Consider the following 3182-nt stretch of genomic DNA (forward strand, 5'->3'; position numbering starts at 1 on the left):
GTGTGGCCGTGACCGCGCGGCTGTACGGGGATGCTTCCTTGCTGTTCACCGGCCCCGTGACGTCGGCGTCAGTTCCGACGCCACGGGGCCGGCACCGATGCCATCACTGGTGAGCACGGTTCCGTGATGCGGCCGTTGGGCCGCGGTGCTGGCGGACCTCCTCGTTAAGAGCGTGCTCTTGGGTGCGGGCGCGGCCGTCCGGCCGGGACCGGCCGAAGGCCACACGCCCGGCCGGAGCGGCAAGCGCCCGGCGCGCCGAAGGTGCGCCCTTGAGTAAGTAGAGAAAAGTTCGGCCACGCGGCCTATAACGACAACGCCTGAGGGCGCGAACCAGCCTTAGTCCACCGTCCCGCAGTGCGCGATAGTGACCATTGCCTTGGAACTGCCCGACCGGCTGCCTAGCGCCTCGATTCGCTCGACGATGTCATAGCCGTCCACGACCTCGCCGAACACGACGTGCTTTCCGTCCAGCCAATCGGTCTTGACGGTGGTGATGAAAAACTGCGAGCCGTTGGTGTTCTTCCCGGCGTTGGCCATGCTGAGCAGACCCTTTTTGGTGTGCCTAATGTTGAAATTCTCGTCCGCGAACTTTTCACCGTAGATGCTCTTGCCGCCGGTGCCGTTGCCGTTGGTGAAGTCGCCGCCCTGGAGCATGAATTTGGGGATGATCCGGTGGAATTTCGACCCGGCGTAGCCGAAGCCGTTCTGCCCGGTGGCCAGCTCCCGGAAGTTGCGCGCGGTTATGGGCACCACGTCGTCGTACAGATGGAACACGATCCGCCCGCTGGGCTGGTCATCGATGTTGATGTCGAAGTACACGTTGCTCGCCATGGCCGTAGGATCCCATCCTCCCGTCCGCACACGGTCACTTTCGGCCAGCCAGCCCAGATCTTTCGCGCCTTGAGCAGGTGTGATCGTGGGCTGTCGTTCCGCCCTTGGTGATGTTGAGTCATGTCGCTTGGTCTGGGTGTGGCCGTGGCGGAGTGCCCCGGCTGTCGCGCGGGGTAGGCGCCCGGTCCACGTCCGGGGGTCTCTTCTGGTTGGTGGGGTGGGAGGTCTGTGGCCGCGGGTTATCCGGGGGCGGGCAGTGCGCGCAGTGTGGTGATCGCCTGGAGGGCGAGTGGGGCTCAGGGGTGGTGCGCGGCGAGGTGCAGGGTGGTCTGGCGGGCGTGGTGGGCGAGCCGGCCTGCGAGCCAGAACAGGCGGTGGCGTAGCCGTTTCGGTTCCCAGCGCCGCGCGGGCTGGCCGGCGAGGGCGAGCATCTGGGTCCAGGCGATCAGATCGAGAGCGAGCGCGACGAGGGCGCACCAGACCTGGTTCTGGGTGAAGTCGTGCAGTCGGCAGGTTGGTCAGACCGGTGTCCTTGGCGGCTCGGATACGGTCCTCGCAGCGGGCCCTTCTGCGGTGGCGCAGTTCAAGGTCGGCGAGCTGCCCGCGGGCGGTGTTGGTCGCGAACGCGGTGATCCGGTTGCCGTCGATGCCGGTGACGCGTAGATGCGCGCCGGGGTGCGGGCGTTCCAGCGACGAACGCTTCCTCACCCACCACCTCACCGGAAAGCCCCAGTCGAACCCGTTCTGACCCGCGCTGACATCGATCAGGCTGCGGCACGCACAATGAGCGGGTGCGTGCCGCAGCACACATCGAAGTTCCCGATCTACCCGGTACTGTTCGCCTGCCACGAAGCAGCCCGGATCGACAACACCGTCGACGTCGACAACGACGAACAGGACAGACCCGTCGAGGTCTGCGCCGGCCGTGGTCCACGCTACGGCTGACCCCCACGCCGACGCCCACATCCACCGCCGGCCCGCCGCCGTAGCGAAACTTCTCCACCCACAACGGGCGAAGAAAAGAAGAAGGCAAGGAAGTCTACCCACTCCTTGCCACTTCTAAGATATAGCACACCGGGGGGCTTGCGGCAAGACCAGGGTGGTGCTGCAGAATCTCCAGCCGAAGCCAGGACCTGCGGAAATCGGGGATCGCGACGCACGCGCAGGCGCGGATATCCGCGCCGCGAATGGTGAATAAGGATTCATGATTGACGTGATAGTGGTGGGCGGCGGACCGACCGGCCTGATGCTGGCCAGCGAGCTGCGACTGCACGGCGTGGACGCGCTCGTGCTCGAGAAGGACACCGAGCCGACCCCGGTCGTGCGGGCACTCGGCCTGCACGCCCGCAGCATCGAGATCATGGACCAGCGCGGCCTGCTCGACCGGTTCCTCGCACTCGGCACCCAGTACCCGGTCGGTGGATTCTTCGCCGGCATCAGCAAACCCGCCCCTGACCGGCTCGACACCGCACACCCCTACACCCTCGGCATCCCACAGCCCATCACCGACCGGCTGCTCGCCGAGCACGCCACCGAACTCGGCGCCGAGATCCGACGCGGCCACGAACTGGTCGGCCTGCGCCAGGACGACGACGCGGTGACCGCTGAACTGGCCGACGGCACCCGGCTACGCGCCCGCTACCTCGTCGGCTGCGACGGCGGCCGCAGCACCGTGCGCAAACTGCTCGGCGTCACCTTCCCCGGCGAGCCCACCAGACACGAGACGCTGCTCGGCGAGGTGGAGCTGACCGCGCCGGCGGAAACGGTGAACGCCGTGGTGACCGAGGTCCGCAAAACCCACAAACGGTTCGGCGCCGTGCCACTGGAGAACGGGGTGTACCGCCTCATCGCACCCGCCGAAGGGGTCACCGAGGACCGCACCCCGCCCACCCTGGACGAGCTCAAGCAGCAGATGCGCAAGCTCGCCGGCACCGACTTCGGCGCGCACTCACCACGCTGGCTCTCCCGCTTCGGTGACGCCACCCGGCAGGCCGAACGCTACCGGACCGGCCGCGTCCTGCTCGCCGGCGACGCGGCACACATCCACCCGCCGGCCGGCGGGCAGGGACTCAACCTCGGCGTCCAGGACGCGTTCAACCTCGGCTGGAAACTCGCTGCCGAGATCACCGGCTGGGCACCAGCGGGCCTGCTGGACAGCTACCACACCGAACGGCACCCGGTAGCCGCCGACGTCCTGAACAACACCCGCGCGCAGATGGAACTGATGTCCCTCGAACCCGGCCCCCAGGCAGTCCGCCGACTCCTGACCGAACTGATGGACTTCGACGACGTCAACCGGCACCTCACCGAAAAGATCATCGCGATCGGGATCCGCTACGACCTTGGCGAGG

The 3182-nt window shown here is 67.3% G+C and carries 3 protein-coding genes and 1 pseudogene; 2 read left to right on the forward strand and 2 right to left on the reverse strand.

All coding sequences use genetic code 11. The features are described 5' to 3' along the window. Positions 1 to 336: 336 nt before the first annotated feature. Together AC559T_RS09380 and AC559T_RS09385 are read right to left on the reverse strand one after the other, a co-directional pair. A complete protein-coding gene (locus tag AC559T_RS09380) occupies positions 337 to 831 on the reverse strand; it encodes a peptidylprolyl isomerase (protein WP_498868481.1) in 495 nt (164 codons plus the stop codon). A gap of 296 nt (positions 832 to 1127) precedes the next feature. Then, a pseudogene (locus AC559T_RS09385) lies at positions 1128 to 1548 on the reverse strand (transposase); the annotation flags it as partial. A gap of 78 nt (positions 1549 to 1626) precedes the next feature. Here AC559T_RS09385 and AC559T_RS09390 point away from each other — a divergent pair. Both AC559T_RS09390 and AC559T_RS09395 read left to right on the forward strand, forming a co-directional pair. After that, complete coding sequence (locus AC559T_RS09390) at positions 1627 to 1776, forward strand: hypothetical protein (RefSeq protein ID WP_498868482.1); 150 nt, start codon at positions 1627 to 1629, stop codon at positions 1774 to 1776. Positions 1777 to 2035: 259 nt separating this feature from the next. After that, positions 2036 to 3182 (forward strand): FAD-dependent monooxygenase (locus tag AC559T_RS09395; RefSeq protein WP_498868483.1); only part of this gene is annotated, 1147 nt, incomplete at its 3' end.

The sequence above is a fragment of the Frankia sp. Hr75.2 genome (assembly GCF_949319125.1).
Lineage (GTDB): Bacteria > Actinomycetota > Actinomycetes > Frankiales > Frankiaceae > Parafrankia > Parafrankia soli.